The organism is Vagococcus silagei, from assembly GCF_004795745.1.
Classification (GTDB): Bacteria; Bacillota; Bacilli; order Lactobacillales; family Vagococcaceae; genus Vagococcus; species Vagococcus silagei.
Genome location: NZ_SDGV01000026.1, coordinates 42,150 through 63,296 on the forward strand (window position 1 = coordinate 42,150; position 21,147 = coordinate 63,296).

At 32.4% G+C, this 21,147-nt stretch carries 17 protein-coding genes and 2 pseudogenes; 8 read left to right on the plus strand and 11 right to left on the minus strand.

What is annotated here, in order from left to right:
* Positions 1–10 precede the first annotated feature (10 nt).
* The 7 genes from ESZ54_RS10980 to ESZ54_RS12520 all read right to left on the minus strand — a co-directional run bounded on the left by ESZ54_RS10980 (position 11) and on the right by ESZ54_RS12520 (position 5,894).
* A complete protein-coding gene (locus ESZ54_RS10980; RefSeq protein ID WP_136137702.1) occupies positions 11–1,348 on the minus strand; it encodes an ABC transporter substrate-binding protein in 1,338 nt (445 codons plus the stop codon).
* Positions 1,349–1,387: 39 nt separating this feature from the next.
* Positions 1,388–2,230, minus strand: a complete 843-nt coding sequence (locus ESZ54_RS10985) for a carbohydrate ABC transporter permease (protein WP_239433801.1) — start codon at positions 2,228–2,230, stop codon at positions 1,388–1,390.
* A gap of 12 nt (positions 2,231–2,242) precedes the next feature.
* Positions 2,243–3,085 (minus strand): ABC transporter permease subunit, encoded by an 843-nt coding sequence (locus ESZ54_RS12585; protein ID WP_204249549.1) that lies wholly within the window; start codon positions 3,083–3,085, stop codon positions 2,243–2,245.
* Positions 3,086–3,136: 51 nt separating this feature from the next.
* Positions 3,137–3,844, minus strand: coding sequence for an N-acetylmannosamine-6-phosphate 2-epimerase (locus ESZ54_RS12590; protein WP_204249548.1), 708 nt, complete (start codon positions 3,842–3,844; stop codon positions 3,137–3,139).
* The gene (locus ESZ54_RS10995; protein ID WP_136137703.1) at positions 3,834–4,814 is read right to left on the minus strand and encodes an acetylxylan esterase; all 981 of its coding nucleotides are present in this window, start codon (positions 4,812–4,814) and stop codon (positions 3,834–3,836) included. Before ESZ54_RS10995 ends, ESZ54_RS12590 begins: the two co-directional genes overlap by 11 nt.
* A 601-nt stretch (positions 4,815–5,415) precedes the next feature.
* Positions 5,416–5,664: a hypothetical protein gene (locus ESZ54_RS11000; protein ID WP_136137704.1), complete on the minus strand. Its 249-nt coding sequence runs from the start codon at positions 5,662–5,664 to the stop codon at positions 5,416–5,418.
* A gap of 77 nt (positions 5,665–5,741) precedes the next feature.
* A complete protein-coding gene (locus ESZ54_RS12520) occupies positions 5,742–5,894 on the minus strand; it encodes a hypothetical protein (RefSeq protein ID WP_162615176.1) in 153 nt (50 codons plus the stop codon).
* A 219-nt stretch (positions 5,895–6,113) separates the two neighbouring features.
* Here ESZ54_RS12520 and ESZ54_RS11005 point away from each other — a divergent pair.
* A pseudogene (locus ESZ54_RS11005) lies at positions 6,114–6,425 on the plus strand (transposase); the annotation flags it as partial.
* Between the two features lie 130 nt (positions 6,426–6,555).
* On the opposite strand, the gene ESZ54_RS11010 reads toward ESZ54_RS11005, so the two are convergent.
* Positions 6,556–7,743 carry a hypothetical protein gene (locus ESZ54_RS11010; protein WP_136137705.1) on the minus strand — a complete coding sequence of 396 codons (1,188 nt, stop codon included), beginning with the start codon at positions 7,741–7,743 and terminating at the stop codon, positions 6,556–6,558.
* Positions 7,744–7,811: 68 nt separating this feature from the next.
* Complete coding sequence (locus ESZ54_RS11015; protein WP_136137706.1) at positions 7,812–9,005, minus strand: amidohydrolase; 1,194 nt, start codon at positions 9,003–9,005, stop codon at positions 7,812–7,814.
* Between the two features lie 515 nt (positions 9,006–9,520).
* On the opposite strand from ESZ54_RS11015, the gene ESZ54_RS11020 reads away from it, so the two are divergent.
* On the plus strand, positions 9,521–10,690 hold the full coding sequence (locus ESZ54_RS11020) for an IS256 family transposase (RefSeq protein ID WP_136137707.1): 1,170 nt from the start codon (positions 9,521–9,523) through the stop codon (positions 10,688–10,690).
* A gap of 294 nt (positions 10,691–10,984) precedes the next feature.
* On the opposite strand, the gene ESZ54_RS11025 is transcribed toward ESZ54_RS11020, so the two are convergent.
* Positions 10,985–11,647, minus strand: coding sequence for a helix-turn-helix transcriptional regulator (locus ESZ54_RS11025; RefSeq protein WP_136137708.1), 663 nt, complete (start codon positions 11,645–11,647; stop codon positions 10,985–10,987).
* A gap of 180 nt (positions 11,648–11,827) precedes the next feature.
* On the opposite strand from ESZ54_RS11025, the gene ESZ54_RS11030 reads away from it, so the two are divergent.
* The gene (locus ESZ54_RS11030; protein ID WP_136137709.1) at positions 11,828–12,163 is read left to right on the plus strand and encodes a RidA family protein; all 336 of its coding nucleotides are present in this window, start codon (positions 11,828–11,830) and stop codon (positions 12,161–12,163) included.
* A gap of 738 nt (positions 12,164–12,901) precedes the next feature.
* Positions 12,902–14,092 (plus strand): MalY/PatB family protein, encoded by a 1,191-nt coding sequence (locus tag ESZ54_RS11035; RefSeq protein ID WP_136137710.1) that lies wholly within the window; start codon positions 12,902–12,904, stop codon positions 14,090–14,092.
* 257 nt (positions 14,093–14,349) lie between these two features.
* Here ESZ54_RS11035 and ESZ54_RS11040 read toward each other — a convergent pair.
* Positions 14,350–15,424: pseudogene (locus tag ESZ54_RS11040) on the minus strand (IS3 family transposase).
* A gap of 354 nt (positions 15,425–15,778) precedes the next feature.
* Between ESZ54_RS11040 and ESZ54_RS11045 the strand changes: the two are divergent.
* From ESZ54_RS11045 to ESZ54_RS11060, 4 genes are all read left to right on the plus strand, one after another.
* The gene (locus tag ESZ54_RS11045) at positions 15,779–16,987 is read left to right on the plus strand and encodes a PASTA domain-containing protein (RefSeq protein ID WP_136137711.1); all 1,209 of its coding nucleotides are present in this window, start codon (positions 15,779–15,781) and stop codon (positions 16,985–16,987) included.
* Between the two features lie 21 nt (positions 16,988–17,008).
* A complete protein-coding gene (locus tag ESZ54_RS11050; RefSeq protein WP_136137712.1) occupies positions 17,009–19,228 on the plus strand; it encodes a transglycosylase domain-containing protein in 2,220 nt (739 codons plus the stop codon).
* A gap of 31 nt (positions 19,229–19,259) precedes the next feature.
* On the plus strand, positions 19,260–20,060 hold the full coding sequence (locus ESZ54_RS11055; protein WP_136137713.1) for a GNAT family N-acetyltransferase: 801 nt from the start codon (positions 19,260–19,262) through the stop codon (positions 20,058–20,060).
* A gap of 194 nt (positions 20,061–20,254) precedes the next feature.
* Positions 20,255–20,779: a transposase gene (locus ESZ54_RS11060; protein ID WP_136137714.1), complete on the plus strand. Its 525-nt coding sequence runs from the start codon at positions 20,255–20,257 to the stop codon at positions 20,777–20,779.
* Positions 20,780–21,147 lie beyond the last annotated feature (368 nt).

Below are 21,147 nucleotides of genomic sequence, written 5' to 3' on the forward strand. Positions count from 1 at the left end.
CAATTCACCTCTATTTTAGAATTACTGATTTCTTTTTATTTGTTTCAATAATGCGGTTTCCTTGTTCTGTAAAGTTTCCTAAAGCTTCTTTTGGTGTTTTAGCATCAGTAAAAACTGCTTGCAACTCAGGGAAGAAGGCATTTCTTAATTCTGCATAACCAGGTGTATTATTTGAGAAGTTAATAACATTTTCAGAATTTTTATTATAGGCTTCTAAATATGGTAACTCACCTGATAATTCTTTAGAGACACTTTCTCTGACTGGTAACGTATTTTTTGATGCTTTAACCAATTCAGCGTCTGTTGAATAGAATTTCACAAAATCTTTTGCTGCTGCCATACGTTTTTCATCACCAGTATTAAAAACCACTGAACTTGTGACATATGTAAATGAAATTGGATTTTTTTCACCAGGAATATTTGCCAAACGCATATCAAATGGCTCAACTTTTCCATCTTTCATATCTTTTTGGATGCCTGAGAATAAAACACTGTTTGTAAAGTTAACAGCTGTTTGTTTGTTTTGGAACATTGCATTAACATCATTACTTGTTAATGACTCAGCACCTTTAGTTGTATAACCATTTTTTCTTAGATCATTAATATAAGTTAATGCTTTTTCACCAGATTCATCATTTAGAACAATTTTTCCATCTTTATCAAAGAATGGATTATCAAACATTCTCATATATGACATATTCCATGTATCACCTTGATTGTTTTTTGCATATAATCCAAATGGAGCTACATCAGGATTTTTTTCTTTTAATGTTTTTAAAATAGTTGTGAATTCATCAATACTCCAGTTTGCAATATCATGTTCACCACTAACATATTTTTCTAAACCCGCTGCTTTAAACATATCTGCATTGTAAGCTAATGTTCCAGGATTATGACCAAATGGGTAGAAGTAAACATTGTCTTTAATTGTGACATTTTCCCAAATCGAGCTTGGAATATCTTTCTTCGCTTTTTCATCAACAATATCGTCTAAAGGAGCCAATACGCCCATATGCGCATACTCACTTAATGCAAAACTTGAGTCAAAAAAGACGTCTGGTAATGTTTTAGTTTGCATCGCAACACTTAATTTGTCTGAACGTTGTTCACCTGGAATAACTTGAACTTTAATTTTCACATCAGGATTTTTTTCATTGTAACGTTTTGCAGCTTCTTTAAAGAAACTATCATAGTCAGCACCTTCTTCAGAAGGATCTTGGACGCCTTTCCATTGTGGTGTTAACCACACTTCAACTTCACCAGATTTACCTTTTGAATCTGCTTCAGACGCTTTTTCTTGTCCTTTACCACATCCAGTTAACGCTAAACCTGCCACACCTAATACCAATAACGAACGAAATACATTTTTTTCATTTTTATCTCTCCCCTATTCTTTGACAGCACCAGCTGCAATTCCTTTTGTAAAGTATTTTTGAAACATAATAAATATGATAATCATTGGTAATGCAGCAACTGCCGCACCAGCAACTCTTAATCCTATATTTGGATTGATTTCTTGCATTAAACCTGCGACACCAACCGTTAAGGTGTTCATACCTTTGCTACGTGCCATTAACAGTTGCCAGAGGTAATCATTCCAAAATGTAACAAAATTTAGAATGAATAAGGCACCTATTCCAGGTTTTGCAATCGGTAACATCAGTTTCCAAAAAATATACCATTCACTGGCACCATCTAATTTCGCTGATTCCCTAATAGAATCTGGAATGGACTCAAAGAATGATTTCAACATAAAGACACCAAAGCACATTGCTAAGTTTGGAACAATCAGTGATTGATAGGTATCAACCCAGCCAAAAGCAACGACTGTTTTAAAAAGTGGTACAATAAACGTTTCTTTCGGAACCATTAAAGATGCGATAAACAATGCATATAATACTTTTTTACCTTTGAAATTCAATTTGGCAAAAGCATAAGCGGCCGCCGATGACAAAATCACACTCAGTGTTGTCGTCACGATTGATACAAAGAAACTATTAAACGTCCATTTGAGTGCAGGTTGATTTTGAAAAAGTTCTTTAAAATTACCTAGATAAAGCGACTTAGGCAAAATATCTGGCGGCATTTTATAAATATCTGCAGACGTCTTAAAGGCATTCGTGATCAACCAGTAAATTGGAAACAGACTTAGAATCGCGAGAATAATCACAATAATATTGGTAATCAAATCATAGCATTCCATACTCTTTATTTTCTTAACCCAACGCATATTTCCCTCTCCTTATTTTTTATTTCCAAACGCTCTAAACTGTGGAATGGATAACATTAAAGCAACGATAAACATGATTACACCAACTGCTGCTGCAACGCCGGTATTATTATAAACAAAAGCATTTTGGTAAAGATAATACATCATTGTGACAGAAGCATTGTTTGGTCCTCCACCTGTCAACAACTGAATCACAACAAAAATTTTCAGAACGGCAATAATGTTAATGACAATTAAATATAAAGTTGTGGGTCTAACTAATGGAATTAGAATTTTTGTCATTCTTTGCCACCTCGTCGCGCCATCAATTTGAGCCGCCTCAAAGTAGTCTTCAGGAATTCCAATCATAGAGGCAATATATAAAATAATCGATTGACCTACATTTCCAACAAACGTTACAAAAATGATAGTTGGCATAACCCAGGTTACACTCCCAAGGAGATTCACATCTTTAACCCCAGCATTTCCTAAAAGATAACTAATTAAGCCATTTGCTGGATTCAGTAAGAAATTCCACACCATACTCATGACAACCATTGAAACCATTACTGGCAAATAGAAACTGCCGCGGATAAACGAGATGTATTTGGATGATTTATCGTAAACAGTTGTGGCGACAAACAAACCAAAGACAATTGTTAAAAAGACGATTGCAACTACAAAAAGGACGGTGTTAAAAACAGATCGAATAAAAACTGGATCAGCAAATAATTCTTTATAATTATCAAATCCGACAAACAAATCTTCAGTATAAGTTTGACGATACATACTCATTTTGAAACCTTCTAATACCGGATAGACAATAAAGACGACAAACAAAATTAATTGTGGTCCCACGAAAAGATAGCCGGTCATTGACTCTTTGATGCTATCTAAGACTTTTTTCTTATCTTTTTTAAGTTCCAACTATGCTCTACTCCTTTCAACTCCTAATTCAATTTCATCAATAAATCGTTTTGTTATTTCTTGTGGTCTCGTAATAGCCCCACCACAAACAACACTGAAACCTCCTAACTCTAAGGATTTACGCGCTTTTTCTGGTGTATCTATTTTACCTTCAACAATTACTGGCAATGTTGTTTGCGCAATAATAGCTTTAAGATGTTCAAAATTTTGGTCTGCGATATTGGCATTCCGAGTACTTTCGGTATAGCCATAAAGTGTCGTTCCAATGAAATCAAATCCTAGTTTTTCTGCATACGCGACATCTTCTAGAGATGCAGTATCGGCCATAAGCAAAGTGTCAGGATATTCATTTTTAATCGTTGCTACAATCTCTGCTAGTTTCTCACCATTAGGTCTTACTCTTGTCGTAGCATCCATCGCAACGATTTCTACTCCCGTCGCACAAACTGCACGAACTTCCTTTAAGGTTGGTGTGATAAAAACGTCACTATCAGGATAAACTTCTTTGATAATACCAATTATCGGTAACGAAACGGTATCTTTAATTGCTTGAATATCAACCACTGAATTTGCTCTAATACCAATTGCACCAGCTTCTTTTGCTGCTCGTGCCATGCGAGACATGATAAACGAACTATGCAATGGCTCATCCTCTAATGCCTGACAAGAAACAATTAATCCCTTATTAATTTTTTCTTTAATATTCATCTTTCTTCGCTCCAATTCTTTCTCCAGTTATCCAATTCATTACTTGATCATTCATAAATACATTTAATGCTTCGTGTCCATACTCTGGTAAAATCATATGCTCTTTATTTGTTTTTAAACCATTTATAATCGCATATTGTGTTGATGGTACGCAGATTTCATCTCTTAAACCTGTCACAAGCTTTACGTTACACTCTATAAGGTCACTGAAGTTTTTAACGTCAATATAGTCGAATGTGCCCAACATTTTTTCCTTTGTTTCATAAAATGGGTCCACATACTTAAAATATCTGAATAATTCATCATACGGTTCACACGTCAACTGCAAATCTAAAACACGACCAAAATCAGCTAAAAATGGATAAATACAAATTATTTGCTTAATTTTTTTGTTCAATGCACCACCTACGTATGCTAAGGCACCACCTTGTGAAGCACCATAAGTTATCATTCGCTCTGAATCAATGCCTTCTAATTTTGATACAATTTCAATTAATTGATAAACATCTAAATAGATATCTTTAAAAAATAAATTTTGTGGGCCATCAAGCATTCCTCTTATGACTTGTCCCTTGACTGTTGTCCCAGAAAACTGACCATTATCTCTTGATAAACCGGCTTGTCCTCTAACATCCATTGCAACAACAGCATAACCAGCCAAAATAAATTTAAAATATTCGGACCAATCACTACTTCGACCTTGATATCCATGAAAATGAAAAATTACAGGTACTTTAGCTTTTGTCACTGGTCGCAAATATTTGGCATAAACAACTGAGCCATTTGCTGTTGAAAAACGAATATCAAAACAATCAACGTAATTTGTTTCGAACTCTCTTTTTACTATTTTGTATGAAATATCTTTTGGTAATTTTTCTATTTCACTTGCCCAAAAGGAATCAAAATCAACTGGTCTAAAACGCTGACCATGATATTTTTCCATTTCTTTTAATGTCATATTATCTAGCATTTTTTTATCTCCCTGACTTTTGGCATCGCTTTCAAATAAAATATACCACATGAAAATAATTTTATCAATACAGTTAATAAGAAAATTGTTTTCTTTCAGTTGAGTTTTATTAACTTAAAAACAAACTTATCTAAACAAAATTGACTAACGACGCTTAGCATACATCCCTACTTTATTCATTTTGAACAAAAAAATCCCAAAACTAACAATGTTAATTGGAATTTTTTCATTTTAATTATTTTTGTAGGTTAATGACATTTGAATACACATTTTAAACTCGTTTATTGGTAACAGTTTGTGCGTATTGACAATGAACAAATAATGCAATTCTTTCAATATCGAAACGGTCAATTCTAATAGGTGTTCCGAATTGAGAGGCAAATGATAATTTCTCCCATTCAATGCTTACAGCTACTGTTTAATCTAATTCTTCAGCAACAGATAGTATCAAATCACTTAATACTTATAATTTATCGATTTCACTTGCAGTGTAGTTAGTATAATGCTCGCCCACTTTTATACTCACGTCATCATTCCTTTCATTTTTATAGTACAAGAAAAATGAAAAATATGATAACAAATTAACTTTAAGCAGACCCGTTTACTGACCATTAGGTAAAAAATTAGACAACAACCCTACCAAAAGAACTGTCAAAGCTTCTGGAGCTGTTGAACTTAAATCAACTTGTCCTTCCATTAATTCAATATACGCATAGCCTAATGCTCCAGTGATCACCATGCCAACTTCAACTGAAATTAAACTACCACTAGTACCTACACCAGGTACCATTTTAGCGATTCCACTCGCAATTGATTTTCCAGAATTCATAGCCATATAAACGCCTAGCATACCCACAAGAGCAGTTTCATTTTTTTCTTATCAATGTCAGCTCCATAGATTGAGGTTATTTTGGTAACCATCGCTGATTAAGATGCCATCATAATCGATGCCTCAACCCCAGAAGTCGGTGTAAATCCAACTCCAAAATCCACGCCCATTGATGCAGTCACAATTTTTACTGATTCATTGTGTTTAATTTTTATTGATTGATTATTTAATAGATATGGATTATATGACAACTGGCCTTATAACGAATTAGAAGATACATATAATTGCCAAAAAGATCAAAAAGTTAAATTTAAAAATTATTCTACTCGAACAGATAAGAACGGATTTAAAAGAAAACTTAAAATGTATAAATGCGAATCTTATTTAGATTCTCCAGTTAATATTCTGTGTACTCGTGCCAAAAGCAATAAAAATTGCCTCATTCAAAAAAATGAAACTGGGAATACTTTAAGGCTCGCGCAAGGGAGTTATTACAAGACGACCTGACAGGGAAAAGTTATCGTCAGAGAAAAATAGATGTGGAACCAGCGTTCGGAAATCTGAAGGCTAATGTGGCGTTCAATCGATTATCTGTTAGAGGAAAAGATAAAGTAACACAAGAACTAGGATTTGTGTTTATGGCACTAAACTTGAGAAAATTAAGAAAGAATAGGAAGGATACTAGCCAAAAAATACGAAAAAACAAGCATTCTGAAATGACATTAATCATTTTTGAACGCTTGTTCTATTTTAAGAGACTTTTTGGTCAGCCTCTTCATTAAAACTTATTCGACTATCATGATTTAGTATGTATAGAGTTTAAAGAATTTATGAAATTAATTAGTTAGATTTGAACGTAAAAGCTTATATCAGAAATGAAAAATATTATTTTAACACTCATACTTTAAAGTATTAAAAGATTGCACCAGCAATGATTCCGGCTAAAACTGCAGAAACTATCGAAACTGAAACAATTCCAGCGATAATCATTTTTGACATTAGCTGTGAATTAAGATAGGCTGCTTCAGCCTCGTTATTTGTCGCTCCTTTAATGGCTTCGTTGGTAAGGGCATAATTAAAAGGAAATCCAAGGAAACAGTTTAAACCGATAGCAATTGACATATAAGATGAATAACCAAGCTTTTTACCAATTGGTACTGTACAAATAAAGATAGCAATTGTTGCTACTGTCATTAATACAACAATCTGTAAGGCATTAGTTGCAATCATCTTTGGTGTTGCAAAAGCAAATGAGCCCATAAAGCTAGCTAATAGCGCCATAGTCAAAATACCACCTGATTCACTTTTTACTAGTGGAGAAGTTGATATAAGTCCAAAATGACTAAGAGTAATTCCTAAAAGAACCTGTATGATAGCGTTATTTACCCCTGTTAATTCTTCTAAAATTATAGCTACAGTTGCCCATAAAGCAAGTTGAGCAATATAGAATAGTGGAGTCTGATACTGCTTAGGTATTCTATCAATTAATTTTTTTGGTGTCTCCTTTTCTTCCTTGTCTTCTTTTACTGCTGAAGTTACTACTTCTTGATCGTTGGCACGAAAACCTACAAGCAATCTTTGACATTCTTTCTTCAAAATAAAGGCTGTTATAGGGAAACCGAAGAAGCCGTGCATAATAAAAATCATCATGGCTAAAATACCTAGTTCAGGTTTTCCAGCGGCTCTTGCAGCTTGATCCATAACTAGGGCCGCCATACCTCCACCTGTCATAGGAGCAGCTGCAGTAAATCCAATCTCTTTACCAAAGAATATTGTACCTACACCAATTGTTATAGCTACAATTCCGACAATTGCACAAAGTACTACCACAACGACTTTCCATTCTTGTTTAATACTTTTAATATCAAACATTGTACCAACATGAATTAAAATAAAAGATATAACAACTTGAGAAATCGGTGTGATATGACCAATATCTAAGATATCCTTAGGGAAAATTGTCCAAAATCCAATCAAGAAAATAATTGCAACAATTAACATCTGTGGAACTGTCCCTTTTGTTTTACTTGAGACAATTTCTCCAGCAAGCATCGCAAAAGCAACAACTGCAAAACAAAAAGCTGGGGTCCATAAATCCATAATAATTTCCTCCTTTTTAAATGTGTTGAGCTATTAGTTAATCTCCCACCACGTTGTAAAATAATTTTTTAATCATTTAAATATTTATTTACAAAATTTAATGTTGCTCCCAAACTATAAGGTAAAGCTGCTTCGTCTAAATCAAAGTAATCATTATGATGCTCCGCACCACTGCCTAGATCTTCATTTCTAATCCCGACGAAAGAGAAAACAGAAGGAGCCACTTTCGCGTAATGAGCAAAAGATTCAGATGCGTACCATTTGACATCAGTTATTAAAGAATTTGGAAATATTTCAGCAACACCATCTCGAGCAATTGCTGCTAGATTAGCATCATTAACAACAGGTATTGTTGCAATGCGAGTATGTTTAGTGTATTCAATTTGACATTTATGAGCAGCAGCTACTTTTTCAGCAACATCTTTTATTAGATCAAGCGCCTTTAGCCCCTCGGATACATCAAAATATCTTAGACTCCCCCCGATATGTGCTTTATCTGCAATAACGTTATTAACTGTACCTGCATGAAATTGTGTAATTCCTAGCGTCACAGTTTTTCCAACATCAAGTTGATTGGCCCAAGCACTTGTAATATTATTTAAAATATTAGCGCCTGCAAAAAGAGGGTTAATCGATAAGTCTGGTCTCGAGCCATGACCCGATTTTCCAATAACGTTAAAATCAATTTCAACAGCTCCAGCCATTCGTGGTCCTCCATCTAAACAAATGGTACCTGTATCCATAAATGAGGTTAAATGTGTACCATAAATAGCATCAATATTAAGAGGTTTTAAAGCTTCCACCATAGCATGGATACCGCTTCCGATTTCTTCGCCTTCTTCAAAGATAAAAATAATTTTTCCTTTTAATTGATCCTTTAAATCAACTAAAACTTTTGCAGCAGCTAAGGTAACCGCCATGTGGCCATCATGACCGCACATGTGTGATATACCATCATTTTTAGAGTATACAATACGTTCTTGTTTTAAATTGTTCTTTTGCTCCTGGATTGGGAGAGCATCAATATCTGTTCTTAATGCAACTGTTTTACCTGGATTTCCAGTATCTAAGATTGCATAAAAACCAGTTCCTTGAACAGGGTGTATTTCCAAACCAATGCTTGCAATTTCCTTTTTTAGAAGTTCGCTTGTTTTAAATTCTTTAGATGATACTTCAGGATTTTCATGTAGGAAACGACGAGTCTTAATTAAATAATCATCCATTTCTTTTGTTTTTTTTATGATATCTTCTTTTGTTATCATATTTTTACCCTCCTAATAGTGTTTTCTTACAATTAACTCTGTGAGATTAAATTATTAAAGATGTAATTTTTTCTAATAAAATTTAGATAAAAAAGCGATTTCTTTTCCATCCAAAATGGATAGAATATAAATTATAAAGATTAGATTTGGATATTTTATAAAGTTTAATTATTCAATTAAGAATATACCTCCTTTCACTTTCGATATTATTTTATCTTTATAATATTTTTTTATTATCTTGATAATAAAATATCATTTCAAAGATGATAAGTCAATAGTTTTTAATAAAAAAGATACTATAAAAAAATATTTGTTTATAATTGTGTCTTTTACAGGAACTGATAATGTGTATAGTATATATTTTATTTTTTATAAGGTTAAAAGGCTATTTACAGTTCGATTGAAAAAATAGCGTAAAATATTTTGTGTAAATAGAAATTTAGAGTAGAAAAAAAGAAAGTCCATTCTGTAAAATTAAAGTTACCACAACCACAATTTTATAGGAGGACTTTCTCATGACCAATTTTACTACAGAAATAATGGAAACACTAATTAATAAAGGTGATTTGAATGATTTGTTCCGGCATCATTTAGAAATGGCTATTAACACTTTACTACAAGCTGAATTAACAGCATTTCTTGACTATGAAAAATACGATAGAGCTGGATTTAATTCAGGTAATTCCCGTAATGGGAATTACTCACGTTCTTTTAAAACAGAATATGGAGAACTCAATTTAGTCATTCCTAGAGATAGGAATGGTGAATTTTCTCAACAAACATTACCTGCCTACAAAAGAACGAATGATTCCTTAGAAAAAACTATTATTCAGCTATTTCAAAAAGGAATAACTATGTCTGAAATCTCTGATCTAATTGAAAAAATGTATGGTCATTATTACACGCCACAAACCATTTCCAACATGAGTAAAATGGTATCTGAAGATGTTTTAGCTTTTAAAGAAAGAACTTTAGAAGCTAAATACTCCGTCATTTTTATGGATGCTACTCATATTCCTTTAAAGAGACAAACTGTATCAAAAGAAGCCGTTTATATTGTGATAGGTATTCGATTAGATGGAACCAAAGAGGTTCTAGGATTTACTATTGCTCCAACCGATTCTGCTTATGTTTGGAAAGAGATACTTCAAGATCTAAAAGATCGTGGTTTAGAAGAGGTTTTATTAGTGGTAACTGATGGTTTAAGTGGTATTCACGATAGTATTTATAGTATCTATCCAAATGCTCAATTTCAACAATGTTGTGTTCATGTCTCTAGAAACATTGCTCATAAAGTTCGCGTTAAAGATAGAAAAGAAATCTGTGATGATTTTAAAACTGTCTATCAAGCTACTTCAAAAGAAGAAGCTCTTGAGCAAGTAACTTTTATGACAGAAAAATGGAAAAGTCAGTATCCAAAAATCATTAAATTACTCTTCAACCCTGCTATATTAACTTTTTATAACTTTCCTCCATCAATTAGAAGAACCATCTACTCAACTAACTTGATTGAGGGATTTAACAAACAGTTAAAAAAATATACAAAAAGAAAAGAACAATTTCCCAATGAAGAATCTCTAGAGAGATTCCTTGTTTCTCAATTCAATGAATATAACCAAAAATTTTTAGGTAGAGTTCATAAAGAGTTTAAAGAAATTCAAGATACATTAGAATCAATGTTTTAACTTAAAATAATGGAATGGATTTTCCATTTACACATAATTCTTGACGCAACCTTGAAAAATAAATGGATGATTATATTAGTTGTTAATTGGATAAAAGCATTAAATGTAATAAATGTATTTTAATTTATGCTAGTAGTATGTTAGAGAAAAATAAATAAGCAATAAAAGTTAACTGCTTTCATTGCTTAAAATATTAATTGTATGAATAATTTAGTAGTTAATTCTATTTATTTTATTTGATAATAAATAGAATTTTTGTATTAAATTAGAAAATTACAAGAGTAAACGATATATCTAATTTTGAATTTTTTTTAAGTATCTATAAATTGTAGGTATTGAACTTTTCAGTATTTTGGCAACTTCTGGAACAGCATCTTTGAGATTAAATACTCCTTTTAGATAAAGTTCTTCAACAATTGCTTGCTTTTCTTTTGGATTAAGTGTCACTCGATCATCTAACAAGACTGGATCAATGAGAGAATAAATAATTTCTTCGATAGACTCAGAGAAGAATTCAACTGGGGATTCATTATCAAGTTCTATTAATTGAGGACTATTTTGTAAAAAGGACACGGGGAGATTTACTAATCCTAAGATATCTTCAGCCAAGTTCACATATTTTTCAGGATTAAAGTTAATACAAAGTAATCCGACTAACTGGCCCTCCTCCTTTATAAAGAAAGTAGATCCTTTTAATGTTGTGTGGTCTTTAGCAAAAGCTTTGTAACTAGTAAGATATTCTTTATTTTCATAAGTTTTATCTTTGATTAGATTAATAGCAAACTCAGAAGTAGGTCCACCAACTTTTCTTTGGGTAATATGTCCATTTTGGATAGCAGCAATTTCTACATTACCATTAGGATCAACAGTGTGGAGTACAATTTCATAGTTAGTACCTAGTGTCTCACCTAAAAAAATTGTGAGTGATTTGTATCGCTCTAGCTTTTCTTTTTTCATTATTAAAAACCCTTTCAATAGTTTGTAGTTTACATTATAACATTAAACTCACGAAGTTGATAATAAATTATCTGAATGAAAATGAATTATTTATATAATAAATAAAAGTTTTGTTGATAATATATTCTCGATATGATAATATATTATATATAAATTAAGAAATAGAGAGGAGATACTCAAATGAAAAACTTTTCAGTCACTCGTAAAAGTAACGATTTATTGTTTATTTCAGGGCAATTACCAATCGATGAAGATAATAGTTTACAAATTAGTGATTGTTATGAAGAAACTATGTTATGTTTAAAAAATTTAGAAAAAATTCTCATTGAAAATAATTTATCTAAAGATAATATCGTTAAAGTGACCGTTTTCACAACGGAATTATCTGGATTAGCTGATATCAATAAAGGATTCAATGACTTTTTTGAAGCAGCTTATCCAACAAGAAGTCTTTTTGAAGTAAGTGGCATAGTTGGGGGAGCAGCTGTTGAAATAGAAGCGATTGCAAGTCTTTAGAATAATAGTGAGAAGAGAATGAAAGAGGGAAAAACGATTAAAAAGATACAATTAGGGCTTACAACATGAATTTTCGTTTGCTCATATGTAATAGGAAAAGTGCCAGCATTGGCCCCACTATTTAATAGCTTTTTAGGAGTAAGTCAATCTAAACTACAGATGATTATTTTACTTGTTGCATTAATGAGTTTTTTGATTTCGTTAGTTGCAAGAAAATGTAAAGTTATCTTTCGCAAAAAAGATCATTTTAACAAGTCCATTTTTATTAAGTTTACCTGTAGTTGCTTTTAATAGTTTTAATATTCTATTTGTTGTACCTGTTTTTATTGCTAAGAAAGTGGTGGGATTTTTAAACAATGTAGTATTTATTGTAGGTTTCGTCTGGGTTCCTAATCATTTCGTTAGTTCACCTTAAAATTGGGATTATTGTAGGTACCTTGATATTTTGTCTTGTTTATGGAACAGTTATGACAGAGTTACTATATTTGTTGACTTTTTTACTAAACTTAATTTCTATTCTTGTTGGAATTAGCGCTTTTTGAGCTCTAACAAGTTTTAGGTTTTGCTTTAGAACCGTTAGTAGTTAATTTAATGGCCAAATTTATACTTGATCTAGTAACTAATTATTTTAAAATCAGTTTTTGTTTTTTCTTTATTTATAGTAATTATATTAGTAATTACGAATTTTGAAGAAAATTCTATGAATAGTATTAAATAAAAATTTAGGAGGAAATAAAAATGGCTTATGATTTCTCATATTTTGATAAAATGGTAGATAGAGTTGGAAGTGGTTCAGCTAAATGGGATGGTTTAGAACTATATTATGGTAAAAGTGGCATAGTACCGATGTGGGTAGCGGATACCGATTTTAGAGCACCTCAAGAAGTAATCGATGCAATAATTAAACGTGCCGAGCATGGTGTGTTTGGGTATTCTTTAACAGGGGAATTTTATAAGGATGCACCTATAAATTGGCATTTAAAGAGAAATAATATTGAATATAAAAAGGAAAATATCTTTTTTGTTCCTAATGTAGTTGTTGCCTTGAACAATACATTACGAGCTATAACTAATCAAGGAGATACAGTATTAGTACTAAATCCGACTTATGGACCATTAGAAAAACAACCCATTTTTACAGAAAGAAAACCCGTTGTATCCAAAATGAAAAAAGTGGGTAAAGTATTTAAGATTGATTTCGAAGATTTTGAGAAAAAAATAATAGACAATGATGTAAAGGCTTATATACTATGTAATCCTCATAATCCTACTGGTAGAGTATGGAGTAAATCTGAATTAAAACAAATGTTTGAAATTTGTAAAAAACACAATGTAATTATTATTTCGGATGAAATTCATGGAGATTTAATTATGCCAGGCAATAAATATACACCTGCTATGGAAGTAGCTAGAAAAATCAATTATGAGCAAAGACTGGTAATGCTATCAGCTCCAACAAAAACATTTAATATGGCAGGATTACAAGTTGCATATTATATGACAGAAAATAAAGAGTTTCAAGAAAAAATAAACAAAGTTAAAGAATACTCTAAAACAACTGATTTATTAAATTCATTTTCTTACATTGCTTTGGAAAAATCTTATGAGTATGGTGGAGAGTATGTCGATACATTAACTGAATATCTTTATTCAAATTATAATTATTTGAAATCAGAATTAGCTCAAAAGTGCCCTGAATTAGAAGTAACTAATTTGGAAGCTACATATTTAGTTTGGATAGATGCTTCTAAACTGCCATTAAGTGGACCAGAGTTAAGACAAAAAATGGTAGACTATGGAGTAGCAATTCAAACAGGAGAAGATTTCTTTGAAGAGGATGAGTTGTACTTCAGAGTGAATATTGGATGTCCAAGAGAAACCTTAGAAAAAGGTGTTGCAGCTATCGTTTCATGTATACAGTCAATTTAAGTAAAAATTTAAGCCTAGCGATTGATTTCGTTAGGTTTCTTTGTATCTGAAATCTGTTTAGCAAAATTAAAACGATAGATTCGTATAACGCATTAATAAGAGAATAGTATAATAAGGCGTATTTTTTGAAGAATTATACAATCCCTTGAATTACGAGTACAATGAAGGGCTTAAAGAAATCAAGATGAATTGGCAACACTTTTCTGTACAAAAATTATAAGGTCTATATTTTTTCCAAATAGTTATTTTATAATCTACTAAATAGCCTGTTTCAATTCCCAGTCTAAACGATAATTAATCGAGGATTGATACCCAAGCTTTCCATGCTTTCTAAATTTGTTCCACCAATTGACATAATCCATTAACTCATACTGTAGTTCAAATAATGAGTCAAAAAATTGTTGGTAAATAAACTCAGTCTTAAACGCTCAATAAGTTGCTTCTGCCACGGCGTTGTCATAGGGACAACGTGGACGTGATAAGGAACGTTTAATCTGAAAGACATCTAATAATTTGTCAATACTTTGGTTATCAAATTCAATTCCTCGATCTGTATGAAAAATTTCAACAACATCTAATGGTTGTTCAATCGTTCCGATTGCCTGTAACACGAGATCCGCTGATTTATTCGGACCCCTGGAATAACCGACTATTTCTCGATTAAATAAATCAACAATAAAACAAACATAATGCCACTTTTGACCTACTTTAACATACGTCAAATCAGTTACCAATACTTCCATAGGCAGCATTCTATCAAATTGACGCGATAAGACATTAGCGATTTCTTGTTTGTTCTTATTAATCACTTGAGGTTTGAATGTCAGTGTTGTATATCTTAAAATTAAATTGAACTTATTCATAATTCTTCGAATTTTTCTTCTAGAAACGATTAAACCTTGATCGTTTAAATCATCTTTAATTCTTCTTGCTCCGTAGGAGTTACGACTGTTTGTGAAGGACTCAATGACTGCTTTTTCTAAAATAGCCTCTGATTCTTTTCTTTTGACTTCATAATAATACGCCCCACGAGAAACCTCTAATTCTCGACACATCGCTGATACACTGTATTTCTCTTTATTTTTTCTGACGATTTCTACTTTCGTCCGAATATCAACGCCGCTTGCGTTAAAATATTGTTCTCCATCAATAGCTCTTTATTTAGTTTACGTAATTCATGTAATTCTTTTTCTTCTGGTGTCAAATTATCTTTCTCTTTGAATGAACCTGATTGATTGTATTGTTTGACCATTTATCAAAAGTTGATGGAGTTAAATCATATTTTCTTAAGATATCTTTTCTAGGTTTTCCTGATTTGTGGAGTTCTACCATTTGTTTCTTAAATGATTCTTTGAAGGTTGCCTTGGTTTTCTGTTGGTTGTCATGAGATAAGCTCCTACTCTGTTTTTTTATTAAGTATAGACACCTTATCTTTATTGTTCAACTAAGTGTAACCTATCTATAACAATATCATTGGCTTTTTTAGTTTGCTGAAGTATCTTTAGAATCAAAAATTTTAAACATTTTTCTGTATAATACCACGCATCTTCAAAGATAAACTCCAAATAACTTCAATTTATTAAAAGTGATAGTCAAGTTCAACAAGTTATCGTGTATACTTAGATATATGATTAATTAGAAATAGTACAAAATACGACTAAAGAGATTATTAGAGGTTATTAAAAAATGAAAAGAAAAAAATCTAAATATAATAAAATGAAAACTGGGCGCACCCAAAAAATTGTCTATCTCATTTATCTAATCATTATTGCTGTGAGCTGTTTTTTATTTTTTAGAGCTTATCAATATATTAGTAATATCCCCAAAGCAAATAATATAACGCAAGAAGAAATATATGATTTAACTAAAATCGGAGAATCAGATATTAAACTGGTGCGTGCTTTGAAAAATGATGCCTTCGATTCATGGCTTTATGAAGCCAATAGTGATAAAGTGAAAAAATTGCCTAAAATTCAAGAAATTATTTCAAGTATAACTGACGGAAAAGTTAAAGTCTCAGATATAGATCAAGTGATTACGGGGCTAAAGAAAGAAGTAGGTACGATTAACGACTCAGATGTAGAAGAATTATATGTCATATATTATAAAGCAATCCTACCTAAACACTATGAAAAGGCAGATTACGCTTTTCAACAGATGACAGTCTCACACCCCGATGATTACTATCAGGATATTTTTTCCTTACTAGATTTACTAAATAAAATATACGTTCAAAAGGGAATGTTGATAGTTACAAATGATATTAATTTTAAAAAAGCGACAAGCCTTTTGAATGAAATCAATAAAAATTTTATTGAGGTGAATCAAATCAAGTCATCGGTTATGAGTTATTCAGCATTAACAGAACCGATACCAGATCCACAAACTAGGCTGGGACGAGAATTGGATACTTATGTGTATAAAGCAAATGATTATTTACAATCCAATCTTATGGTGAATGAGTTTAAAAAAAAATATCAAGAACTGCAAGATAATTTAGAAATCAATAGAGAGTTAATAAAAAAATCAGTTGAACTTCCTGATTTGGTGGGGTTAACTGTTGAAGAAGCACATCAGGAATTAACGAAACTTAAACTAAATTATTCGGTTTACGGCTTTACTAATAGATTGTATAAAAATGGTGCTCTAGTTCCTGAAAGTAAGCGCGGAAATGAACACTGGGATAATGATAAAAAAGATCGGATTATTCGCCAAGACCCTTCGAGTTCTAGTTATGATTACATTATTCAAGATACTACCATTAAAATAACAGTCGAGAATAAAGCTGTTGAAAAACCAATCGAATCAACAGATTCAAGTAGTACAACGTCATCTGATTCGTCAAGTAGTACCATTCATACAACTAGTACTACTACAGTAAATTTTGATAAATAAAAAAATGAAAGGAGCTATCAGATGGCTAAAAAGAAAAGAGTTAATCAGAAAAGCCTGAAAGCTATCAAACGCATAAAAGCTAAAAGACGTCGAAGAATAATCTTAAATATACTGTTGATGATTGCGCTATTGATTGTACTTTCCATATCAATTGGCGGGTATATTATTGGTAAACGATATAGCCCGTACAGCTCTCTTCTTGAAATTCAAGATATCGATCAAAAAATTACACAGTCTTTCATTATTTTAGATAATAATGATAAACCGTTAGATGAAAATACAGAGATTGTTAAATTTGATCCGATTCAAGATAAACCAAAATGGAATATCAATCAGCTCTATTTGGATACAATTATCGCTGTTGAAGATAATTCTTTTTATACAAGAAAAACAAAAGGTTATTCCATTAAGGGAACTTTGGGAGCTGTTGTTTCTCAGGTACAAAGAAAGTTAGGTAAAGATGTGGTCTCCAGAGGTGGTTCTACGATTGAGCAACAATTGGTAAAACTGATGGTCTTTGGCTCAAATAATAAAAATTCAATATCTGATAAGATTATTCAATTAATCGATGCCCGAAAACTTGCTACGAAGTATGACCGAGATGATATTTTGAAAGCCTATTTGAATGAGTTACGTCTTACACCTAATACGGTCGGAGTAAAAGCAGCCTCGATTGAATTGTTTGGGAATGATATGTCAAAAATTGATACAAACGATCCTGCTCAAGTGGTGCAAGTTGCTTTTATGGCTGGACTGGGTCAGTCACCATCGACCTATATTCAAGACTTTAGTAAAAGTGGTAAAGTCCGTACCAAAACAATTCTATCCATCATGGAAGAGAATGAATTGATAAATAATGACATGTATAAGAAAGCTCTTGCTGTTGTCGATAGTGACAAAGAGGAGTTTACTTTAAAAAGCTATAAACAAAAAGGGACTTTAAAAGAATATCAAGCTTATATTTCAAAGGTGAAAGATGAATTAAGTCAATTGAATTTGCCTAAGAATATGACCATTACGGTAAAAACATATGCCGATGGCGAGCAATTGAAGGAATTGCATAAGATTGCCATGGGAACATATCCTCAAGATGAGCGACTGCCTAATGGTTATATCGAACACAAAGAAAGTTTAACTGGTATTTCTGTCATTGATACGCAAACAGGTCATATTATTGGGTTGGCGACTAACTCGGATAACCCTTTAATTCCATATACTGCCACAAGGTCATCAGGTTCCACAATTAAACCGTTACTAGACTATGCGCCAGCTGTTGAGTATGCAGGGATGACACCGGATACGATTCAAAATGGGTCATCTTTTACGATAGCTGACTGGAAAGTTAAAAATTATGGAAATCAAAATTTTGGCAAGGTAAAAGCTTCTTATGCACTAGGTTTATCAATCAACTCAGCTGCTGCAGAAGCGTTTAAAATGACGACTGATCAACAAAAAAATAGTATGATGGAACCTTTCGGATTAAATTCTTATAATCCGCATGGGGCTAGTTATACAGCTGAACAGTCTATTAATTATCCTACTAATGTGTTTGCTTTATCATCAGCGTTTAGTACTTTTGGTAATGATGGAGTTAGAGTTGAACCAACAACGATTAAAAGTATTCAGATTGATTCAGGACCGATAAAACTGGCGGAACCTGAAAGAAAACGGGCTATGAGTTCTTCAACTGCTAAAACGATGGTAAGTATGTTGAAAGAAGTGACAGGTTCAAATGGTTCTGAACCTTATGGTGGCCCTCGATATACAGGATTTGACCAAGATACTTACGTGATGAAATCTGGTTTAAGTAACTTTGAAAGTTCAGTTCCGAATAGTAGTAATAAATCTCCAGACGCATTACTCGCAATGGCATCTCCTGAGATTTCGATTGCGACATGGATTGGTAGTCCTGGTTATCGTGATGCCAAATATGCGCCAACCAGTTTTCCTCATGATACGGCAAATCGAGGTCGATTATATTTGATGAACAGTGCATTTAAAGTGATGATGGAAGGTCGAACAGCTAAAAAATTTGAATTTGGCAATGAAAAATTAATTCACGATGACGAAGCGAATCGTCTTATTCCAAATCTTGATAAAATAGCTGACGACGATCTAGATGATGTCGATATTGAAAACAGAAAAATAGATAAGCAGGAGTCGGAGAAGTTTGACTCGCTTGAAAAAGAGTACAATAAAACTAAAGATAAACTGGATCGAACTTATAAAGGTGAAGACTAGATAATAACTTTAGAATAAAGGAGAAAATCATATGTTAGAGTATCGACCGTTCAATCAAGTGAGTGAAGCAATCAGAACGCAAATCTGGAATGATGGTTTTTCGGATTATTTACGACCAATTCATATGACCAAAGAACAATTGAATAATCGTCTGAAAACATTAAATTTATCAGAAGAGTACTCTTTTGTGGTTTTTGAAGCAGGAGTGGCAAAAGGCATTCTGTTATACGGGTTTAAGGAACTTAATGGAACGAAAACCTCTTGGATTGGTGGGTTGGCTGTTCATCCTGATTATCGTAAAGAAGGAATTGCCATTGCGATGCTCAAATTTAGTGAAGAAATATCGCTAAAGTTAGGTATTGAGTTAATAACCTTAGAGGTAATTGCGACAAATCACAAGGCATTAAATCTATATCAAAGACAAGGTTATGATATTGCTAGAAAAGTTAGCTTTTTGAAAGGTAAGATTAAAGATGTGCAACAAGATTCGATGATTGAATTGGTTGCAACCACAGACTTAAATGATGAGGCAGATTTGACGATTCCATGGCAAAATCGCTTGTTCCATGGACTTACTCAATGTTATATTGTCGAAAATAATCAAAGAATTGGCCAGTTGATTTGTCAGAAGAGCGAACAAATATTACAAATCTTTCAATTATCTCTCGCGCAAGAAAAGGTGTCGGCTTTGTTAAATCATCTAAAATTAGTGCATGATATTGACACAATCGCGGGCGTGAATCTACCAGCCGAAAGTAAGGAAGTTTATGGCTTAATTGCTGCGGGGATTGAAGTGGTTTTAGATCAATATCAGTTAGAAAAATATCTATAAAACTAAATATGTATCAGTGTTTAAGCAAGTTTAAATCGTGTAACTTTTGATAAGCCAGAGGCTGACCCAAAAGTCTCTTGAGAAAACACGAAAGGAACAAAATCTTTTTTGATTTTGTTCCTTTTTTAGCGAAAAAAATAGCACTTTCCTTTATAATTAAAGTACCTACACAAAAATTAAAAGGGGTGCTATTCATGTTCAAAAATTATAACACAAAACAGATGACTTTATCATTAGATTTAGAGATTTATTTAGAAAAAAATGACAGTGCTTTCGCAATTGATGAATTAATTGAAAGCATTCCAGATGATATATTCTCAGAATTTGAACATAAGATGGGAACATCGTCTTACCACCCCAAAATAATGTTGAAGCTTATTTTGTGTGGTTATACTCAATCTATTTTTTCAGGTAGAAAAATTGAAGCTATGTCAAAAGACAGTGTTCGCGCGATGTGGTTAACACAATCTCAATTTCCTAATTTTAGAACCATTAATCGTTTCCGAGTAAACCCATTGGTACAACCTATTCTTCAAGAGTGTTTTATTCAGTTTAGAAATCAACTTGTGTCTCAACATATAATCGACGAAGAAGCAATTTTTATTGATGGAACTAAATTAGAAGCCAACGCAAATAAATACACATTTGTTTGGAAAAAAGTACGCAAAGATATGAAGAATCACTTAGACAGAAATCAAAGGATTATTATCAACAATTAGTAGAAAACCAAATTATTCCTTCAATTTGTTCGGAAGATGACGAACTAGACGTTGAAAAATTAAGACAAATCAGTGATGAACTGAGCTAATTTCATAATTATGATGCCTTGATACATTAGCGTTCTAAAAACAATAAAAATAAGAACCTCCCCATCTGTTATAATTATGATGTCCTGACAGACTCTTAAACAGAAAGGAAGATTCCTATGTCTATCATACAACAACCAACGCTTTTTGACATCCAAATTCTACAAGAACTTGAGATTGAAGTAAAATATCAAGAGTTTTTCTCCCCATTAGAGCTAATGCCATTGATTGCTTTATTTCAAAAAGAGAATACTGTCGGCGCGCCAGTTACCATTAATTAC

Excerpts from the sequence above, each read along its gene's own strand:
- ESZ54_RS11010 (WP_136137705.1), bottom strand. The coding sequence starts at position 7,743 with ATGGATTTATGGACCCCAGCTTTTTGTTTTGCAGTTGTTGCTTTTGCG.
- ESZ54_RS11000 (WP_136137704.1), bottom strand. The coding sequence starts at position 5,664 with ATGCTAGGCGTTTATATGGCTATGAATTCTGGAAAATCAATTGCGAGT.
- ESZ54_RS12590 (WP_204249548.1), bottom strand. The coding sequence starts at position 3,844 with ATGAATATTAAAGAAAAAATTAATAAGGGATTAATTGTTTCTTGTCAG.
- ESZ54_RS11025 (WP_136137708.1), bottom strand. The coding sequence starts at position 11,647 with ATGAAAAAAGAAAAGCTAGAGCGATACAAATCACTCACAATTTTTTTA.
- ESZ54_RS11060 (WP_136137714.1), top strand. The coding sequence starts at position 20,255 with ATGTTCAAAAATTATAACACAAAACAGATGACTTTATCATTAGATTTA.
- ESZ54_RS11030 (WP_136137709.1), top strand. The coding sequence starts at position 11,828 with ATGAAAAACTTTTCAGTCACTCGTAAAAGTAACGATTTATTGTTTATT.
- ESZ54_RS11045 (WP_136137711.1), top strand. The coding sequence starts at position 15,779 with ATGAAAAGAAAAAAATCTAAATATAATAAAATGAAAACTGGGCGCACC.
- ESZ54_RS11015 (WP_136137706.1), bottom strand. The coding sequence starts at position 9,005 with ATGATAACAAAAGAAGATATCATAAAAAAAACAAAAGAAATGGATGAT.
- ESZ54_RS11050 (WP_136137712.1), top strand. The coding sequence starts at position 17,009 with ATGGCTAAAAAGAAAAGAGTTAATCAGAAAAGCCTGAAAGCTATCAAA.
- ESZ54_RS10985 (WP_239433801.1), bottom strand. The coding sequence starts at position 2,230 with ATGCGTTGGGTTAAGAAAATAAAGAGTATGGAATGCTATGATTTGATT.
- ESZ54_RS11035 (WP_136137710.1), top strand. The coding sequence starts at position 12,902 with ATGGCTTATGATTTCTCATATTTTGATAAAATGGTAGATAGAGTTGGA.
- ESZ54_RS12585 (WP_204249549.1), bottom strand. The coding sequence starts at position 3,085 with ATGACCGGCTATCTTTTCGTGGGACCACAATTAATTTTGTTTGTCGTC.
- ESZ54_RS10995 (WP_136137703.1), bottom strand. The coding sequence starts at position 4,814 with ATGCTAGATAATATGACATTAAAAGAAATGGAAAAATATCATGGTCAG.
- ESZ54_RS11055 (WP_136137713.1), top strand. The coding sequence starts at position 19,260 with ATGTTAGAGTATCGACCGTTCAATCAAGTGAGTGAAGCAATCAGAACG.
- ESZ54_RS11020 (WP_136137707.1), top strand. The coding sequence starts at position 9,521 with ATGACCAATTTTACTACAGAAATAATGGAAACACTAATTAATAAAGGT.